The sequence below is a fragment of the Candidatus Micrarchaeia archaeon genome, from assembly GCA_041650355.1.
Classification (GTDB): Archaea; Micrarchaeota; Micrarchaeia; order Anstonellales; family Bilamarchaeaceae; genus JAHJBR01.
The window spans coordinates 1-5,957 of sequence record JBAZLI010000058.1; the positions used below are offsets into that span (position 1 = coordinate 1).

General features: G+C 50.5%; 7 protein-coding genes. 5 read left to right on the plus strand and 2 right to left on the minus strand.

What is annotated here, in order from left to right; translation table 11 throughout:
• Both WC488_04200 and WC488_04205 read right to left on the minus strand, forming a co-directional pair.
• Nucleotides 1–1,274, minus strand: a 1,274-nt coding sequence (locus tag WC488_04200) for a DUF2207 domain-containing protein (protein ID MFA5077601.1), incomplete at its 3' end; no start/stop codon positions are given.
• An 18-nt stretch (nt 1,275–1,292) separates the two neighbouring features.
• On the minus strand, nt 1,293–2,600 hold the full coding sequence (locus WC488_04205) for a hypothetical protein (GenBank protein MFA5077602.1): 1,308 nt from the start codon (nt 2,598–2,600) through the stop codon (nt 1,293–1,295).
• 49 nt (nt 2,601–2,649) lie between these two features.
• Here WC488_04205 and WC488_04210 point away from each other — a divergent pair, with 49 nt between their 5' ends.
• The 5 genes from WC488_04210 to WC488_04230 all read left to right on the plus strand — a co-directional run.
• Nucleotides 2,650–3,495 (plus strand): hypothetical protein, encoded by an 846-nt coding sequence (locus tag WC488_04210; protein MFA5077603.1) that lies wholly within the window; start codon nt 2,650–2,652, stop codon nt 3,493–3,495.
• A gap of 65 nt (nt 3,496–3,560) precedes the next feature.
• Nucleotides 3,561–4,352: a M23 family metallopeptidase gene (locus WC488_04215; protein MFA5077604.1), complete on the plus strand. Its 792-nt coding sequence runs from the start codon at nt 3,561–3,563 to the stop codon at nt 4,350–4,352.
• 212 nt (nt 4,353–4,564) lie between these two features.
• Nucleotides 4,565–4,747: a helix-turn-helix domain-containing protein gene (locus tag WC488_04220; protein MFA5077605.1), complete on the plus strand. Its 183-nt coding sequence runs from the start codon at nt 4,565–4,567 to the stop codon at nt 4,745–4,747.
• On the plus strand, nt 4,744–5,043 hold the full coding sequence (locus tag WC488_04225; GenBank protein ID MFA5077606.1) for a hypothetical protein: 300 nt from the start codon (nt 4,744–4,746) through the stop codon (nt 5,041–5,043). The genes WC488_04220 and WC488_04225 overlap by 4 nt, the downstream gene beginning before the upstream one ends.
• A gap of 51 nt (nt 5,044–5,094) precedes the next feature.
• Nucleotides 5,095–5,957, plus strand: an 863-nt coding sequence (locus WC488_04230) for an MFS transporter (GenBank protein ID MFA5077607.1), incomplete at its 3' end; no start/stop codon positions are given.

The following is a 5,957-nucleotide window of genomic DNA, read 5'->3' on the forward strand; positions in this document are numbered from 1 at the left end:
AGCACAAACCCTAATATCGCAGATATGAACCCGAATACGCATAGCCCCAGAAAAATATTGCTTCCAGTCTCATTCATGTATCCTCTTTTCTTGAACCCATCTTCAACTTCCTTTTGGAATCTGCGATAAAATACGCTATAAATCTGCTTGGATACACCGCTGGCCATCCCATATTCTACACTGAAATAACCCTCCTGGCCCCTTCGCCCGCTTATGAAATCGTAAAGCGCGCGCTGGTGTGACTTCAGCGATTCCAAATTCTTTCCTTCATTAAGATAGAACACAACCGTTTTCTTCTTGCTCTTGAAAAGGAAACCAACCTCAACTTCCTTTTCTTCCATGCGCAAATATTCTTGTTGCACCAACCACAGCATTTCACCGCTTATGCTGTTCGGCTCGGCCTTCCTGCTCAATAGATATGAAGCTTCCGCAGGAGACAAATCCCCTGGCGGTTCGCGTTCATAAGGCGCAACATATTGAAGTTGGGAAAGAGCCGTTTCCCTTCCATATATCAGATAAAGGAGAATGAATGCAAGCGGAAGCCCAAGCGCAAGCCCGTAATAAAACACCCTATATACAATGCCCTTCAGTTTCGTCTCCTCAATATACTTTTTTTCACCCTCTACTATCTCTGTCTTGCTCATATAATTCGGGGCCTTCCTCATATTGGAAAACCATTCCTTTGGCATAACAAGATTGATTTCAAGAATGATTCCAGAGGGGTGGTTGTTGGAAATCAAGCCCACATAATTCGCGCCCGTGGTATTGGTTATGCCTAAAATAGGCGGATGAACAAAATACTCAACTTTGTCGGTATCTCCTGGAACATGCACCGTGGCCTTCAGCTCCCCCACTCCCTCTGTCCACTGGTCGCCCCACAATTTGTAGAAGAACTGCGCGCAATCTTTTTGCTCAAGCACTTCCCCTTCTAAAGTATAAGTGAAGACCGCATTCACAGTCTCATAAGAATAATCGCTCTTCAGCACGAGCTCCCGCCACCCCCCGTTCATCTGGGTGTAGAATTCGCATTCCTTCTGCTCGCAATATCCAGAGGCATTGACGATGGCGAGGTCCGGGGGCTTCTGCACGTAAAGCTCGCGGAAAGTCCCGTCAAGCACGTAAGTTATGTTCTCCTTCACATATATGGTCCCGTCCTGGTTGAGGTAATAATCAACGCTGGCCCTGGGAATGGAATAGCTCCCGCTGGCAGAGAAAGCAACGCCCGAGAGCGCGAGCGCAACAAATACAATGGCGAACAGCATTTTTCTTTCCATGGATACCACCCGAACAAATCATAGTATGAAAGTAACAAATATATAGCATCCTGCGACGAACACGAACGAAGCGAGCCACACGAAGAAATTCCAGTCCTTTATGTCCTTCCCGTCCAGCCCGCTGAACGGAAGCATCTCTGCCATCGCCCAGAGCGCGCTCGTCGTGTAAATTATCTGGAAAAGCACGTGCGGATAAATCACGTTGATGAATGCGAAAAGCAGCATCGCCCCGTTGCTCAGCAGCGGCGCGCCCAGCTTCATCAGCCCGACCTTCCATCTCTCTGTCTCTTTCGGTATTTCTTCGAGTATGAACCCCTGCACCGAGAACGCGTTGCCCAGGAAGGAACTCACCAGAGTCACAAGCGAGCCCGCGGGCCAGAACCTGTACTCCATCCGTATCTTGAAGAAATGCGCGAAAATGCGGTGCGTCAGTTCGTGCGCTATCCCGGCAATCAGGCATATTATCGTGTTTATGAACGTCCAGAGAAGGAATTCCGGGGTCGGGCCGAAATACTGCCAGCTTATGGAAATCCCCAGGACAAGGGAAGCCCCGATTATGGCGAGCGCTTCGCTCAAATTCACTTTCCATGCATATACGCTCCCCTCCCCGACCTTCCTGTTTTTCCTCCCTATATCTAACGCCTTGAACTCGAAAACCGTCCTTGCCACGTTCATGAGCGCGAGCATGACCAGGGATACCGCGGTAGCCGCCGCAGGCACGTATTCAGGAGGTATGAATGCGCTGAGCGGCGAGTACCTCACGCTTATCCGTCCCGCGTTCGAGACTCCGCGCTTGTCCGATAGCGCAACCACCACGCTTCCATTCCCATTCTGGCCGTAATTCACCAGGAACTGGCCGTACACTTCCTCGCTCTCGTTCAGCACCCCGCGCTTGTCCAAAATCTCAGTCATCCTGTTCTGGGAAGGCCCGCCTATAAGCACGACTAGCGGATACGTTCCTGAATCTATGATTGCAAGCGCCGCATCTCCATCCCCCATCGCAGTAGCGTTGGCTATTGCAGGATACGCGGCTTTGGCGCTTTCCCACAACGCCTTCTCGGCCGCATCAGTGCCGCTGCCAGTGACCACGAGCGTCATCTTCGCTGCAATCACTTCGAAACTTCCGTTGGCGCTTTCCCAATCGCTCTCGTTTATCATCCCGAATATTTTCTGCGCGAAAGCGAATTCGCTGCCGTTCATCATTCCCATGCCTTGGAAAGCAGAGTAATTCATACCTCCTGCAGCGCTGATTACGCCTTGGGGAAGCTGGGCAGCCGAAAAAGAGGCCAGCAAAGCGAGCAGAATCATGTTCCTGAGAATACGCATGGTCGTTAATCTGCCGCGCTTTTTTTAAGCTTAATTGAGTAGCCAACCCATGGCCAGAAAGAAAGGCGCGCAAGACCATGTCGTCATACGGCTGATCAGATCCATTCTCGGCTTTCTCAAGTGGTGTGTTCTCACCCTCTGGAGCGTGCTCCGATTGTTTTTCAGCCTGCTTACCATAGGGGGGAAAAAATACGCCGAAGCGCAGGAAGAAAGGAAAAGGCCTGGAAAAGGGCCGCAGTACGAACCTCTGGCGGAAATTGAAAATTCCAGTGGCTCTGTATCCGGTTTTGAATCCATGCTTTATTCAGGCAAAAGCGCAATCGGGCTCGTAGTCGGGGCGCGCGGCTCGGGAAAAAGCGCCCTGGGAGTGAAAATCGCGGAGAACATGCGCGCCAAGACATCGCTTCCGGTCTATGCGATGGGTTTCGAGAAAAAGGCGCTTCCGCTCTGGATAACTCCGGTGCAGTCGCTAGGAGAGGTGAAGAACCGCTCCTTTCTGCTGGTGGATGAAGGCGGCATAGCATTCTCCTCCCGCAATTCCATGTCCGAATTGAACAAGCTCCTCAGCGAGCTGCTCCTCATCTCAAGGCACAAGGACATTTCGGTGCTTTTCATAACCCAGAATTCCTCGAACATAGAAGTGAACACGCTCAGGCAGGTGGATTATCTCCTGCTCAAGGCACCCTCCCTGCTCCAGCTGGATTTCGAGAGGAAGAAGATAAAGGAGATATACGAAAAGGCTAAAGAGGGATTCGGGAAGCACAAATACGTGAAGGGCCTCACGTTCGTGTACTCGGATTCGTTCACCGGCTTTGCCTCCAATTCCCTCCCTTCCTTCTGGAGTGAAAAGTTGAGCAAATCCTACGGGGAAAAGAAGCCCGGAGAGGCTAAATAGTCGCCCGCCATAGTTTTTCATGTATATTTATATACTAATCGCGCTCAAATAAATCCGGTGTTCTTATGGGAAATCCTCCCTTACTGGTTTCTGTACCTAGTATACTCAAATTGGGCGAAGCATCTGCCTGGGCTTCGAAATCCAGGAACGAGATGAAGAAATCCGTGTGGCTCGCAACTTTGCCTGACAAGACAGTGCGGGCTGTAGTAAGATACACAGGTCCGAAGGGGCTGAGCTGCATATACGACCCCTCTGCTTATGACCAAGCGACCAAGACTTTTGGAATCGGCTACTCGGAAAGAATGTACAAGAAAATTTTCGGAGTGGACGTAAAGAGCATGATTCCGTTCTCGTTGCCCGGTCCAAAGAAAAGCGACCTGGAACTGCTGAAGGACCATGTTCCCCCGTTCGGGATTTTGGGCGCTTCGCGCCACAACAGTTCAACAGAACGGCACTACAAGCACACTGGAATAGATATATACGGCCCCGAAGGCACCGCGCTTTTTGCGCCATCCGATGGGACTGTGGTTCGGGCCACCAATGAGAAGCGCGCGGGAAACTTTATTGAGATTAATGACGGCACTTATTTTTTCCGTTTTCTCCATTGCAAAGAATTGCTTGCCGATTTCGGAGCCCATGTTTTCCAAGGAGAGAAAATAGGGACTCTGGGCTCCACTGGAAACGCCAGATACGCGCGTTCCTGGATACTTTCAGGCGGCACAGGCAAAACCGGCAAATCCCACCTGCATCTTGAAGTCCGAGGCGGCAATGTCAGAAATGGGACGCCGTTCGATGGCATAGCGCTTCTTGAAGAGGGCCTGATTGGCGTGTTCCTAGATGTAGAGAACCTGAAATAGGTTTTGGTTTTGGGACAATCCTTTATAAACGAATATCCAACATAAATATTACTCGAACAGAAAGAAGAAAGACAAAAACGAAAAACGAAAACGGGGTGAAAAAATGGCAAAGAAGTCCGAGCCATCACAAGGGTGGTTTGAAATCCAGTAAGGAACCAGTTCCTCAGGCCAGTTTCAGAAATCAGCCTAATTTTGTCGAATCCCAGCGTGAAATGGAAAAAGAGCCCAGAGTGGGAAGACCTTCTACTCTCAATTCGGAAAAGCTCTATCTTCTTCTTGAGGCCTATTACACGAGGCCATATTCGCTCCGCCAGCTCGCGTCGATGTTCGGAGTTTCCAGAATGACGGTGTGGCGCACAGTGCAGCAATACTCGTTTGATGGGGTGAAACTATGAGTGTAGCACAAGTTAATCTTACAAAGCCAGGTATGTTCAATCCAGCAGCAACCGGACGTTGTTTGGCTCCTGAGCCGAAGGCAAGGAAAATGCCTGGAAACGGGCATGGTGAAGAAGCATGCAAAAAACAACCCGCTGCCCAAGTGTTTTCAGGAAAAATGCTTGAGCCGACGTGGAGCGAATACCTAAGCGGATGTACCGGGACCGAAAAAAATCAGAAGCCCAAAACACAGCATGTTCTCCCGCTCAGCCAGAGCGACACCCGGGCACATAATGATGGCATGTATCCACTCTGAGCTTTTGTTTTTGTACTATAATTAAAAACCTTATTCGGAAAATTCATCCGTATGAAAGACGAAGTGATGAAGGGCGTGGGCAGCAACGTCACCACTCTGGGCATAGTGAGCTTCCTCACCGACATTTCCAGCGAAATGATTTTTCCCGTGCTCCCTATTTTCATTACCTCGATTCTCGGCGCAGGAAAGGAGGCGCTGGGCATAATAGAGGGGCTTGCAGACAGCATAGCGAGCCTGGTGGAAATATTCTCAGGCTATTTCTCGGACAAGACCGGGAAGAGGAAGCAGCTCGTCATAGCAGGCTACGGCCTTTCATCCGTGGTGAAAGTCGGAATCGCGCTCTCAACCGCATGGTGGCACGTCCTGATAATGCGCAGCCTTGAGAGGATAGGGAAAGGGATAAGGACCTCCCCGAGAGACGCGATAATAGCGTCATCCTCCGCACCAGATGCAAGGGGCAAAGCATTCGGATTCCACAGGATGATGGACACCATCGGCGCGATAATAGGGCCGGTAATCGCATATTTCATCTTCGCCTGGTTCGGCACTGCAGAGCCGGGTTACAGGACTCTTTTCCTCGCTGCCATAATTCCGGCATTCCTCGCAGTGCTCGTCTTAATCCTGTTCGTGAAAGAGCCGGAAAAATCCAAACAGCCTGAGAAAAGGCCCTCCTTCTGGCAATCCCTGAAAGAACTTACCCCTGAATACAAGACGTTCCTCAAAATCTCGCTAGTGTTCTCGCTCTCCTACTTCAGCTTCGCGTTCTTCATAGTGCGCGCAACGGATTTGGGCATAGCGCCAGAGAGCGTGGTGGTGCTCTACATACTATACAATATAGTATACGCGGCTTCCTCCATACCCGCAGGCGCGCTTTCCGACAAGATAGGCAGGCGCGCAGTCATAGCAGCATCTTT

Excerpts from the sequence above, each read along its gene's own strand:
- WC488_04205 (MFA5077602.1), bottom strand. The coding sequence starts at position 2,600 with ATGCGTATTCTCAGGAACATGATTCTGCTCGCTTTGCTGGCCTCTTTT.
- WC488_04210 (MFA5077603.1), top strand. The coding sequence starts at position 2,650 with ATGGCCAGAAAGAAAGGCGCGCAAGACCATGTCGTCATACGGCTGATC.
- WC488_04215 (MFA5077604.1), top strand. The coding sequence starts at position 3,561 with ATGGGAAATCCTCCCTTACTGGTTTCTGTACCTAGTATACTCAAATTG.
- WC488_04220 (MFA5077605.1), top strand. The coding sequence starts at position 4,565 with ATGGAAAAAGAGCCCAGAGTGGGAAGACCTTCTACTCTCAATTCGGAA.
- WC488_04225 (MFA5077606.1), top strand. The coding sequence starts at position 4,744 with ATGAGTGTAGCACAAGTTAATCTTACAAAGCCAGGTATGTTCAATCCA.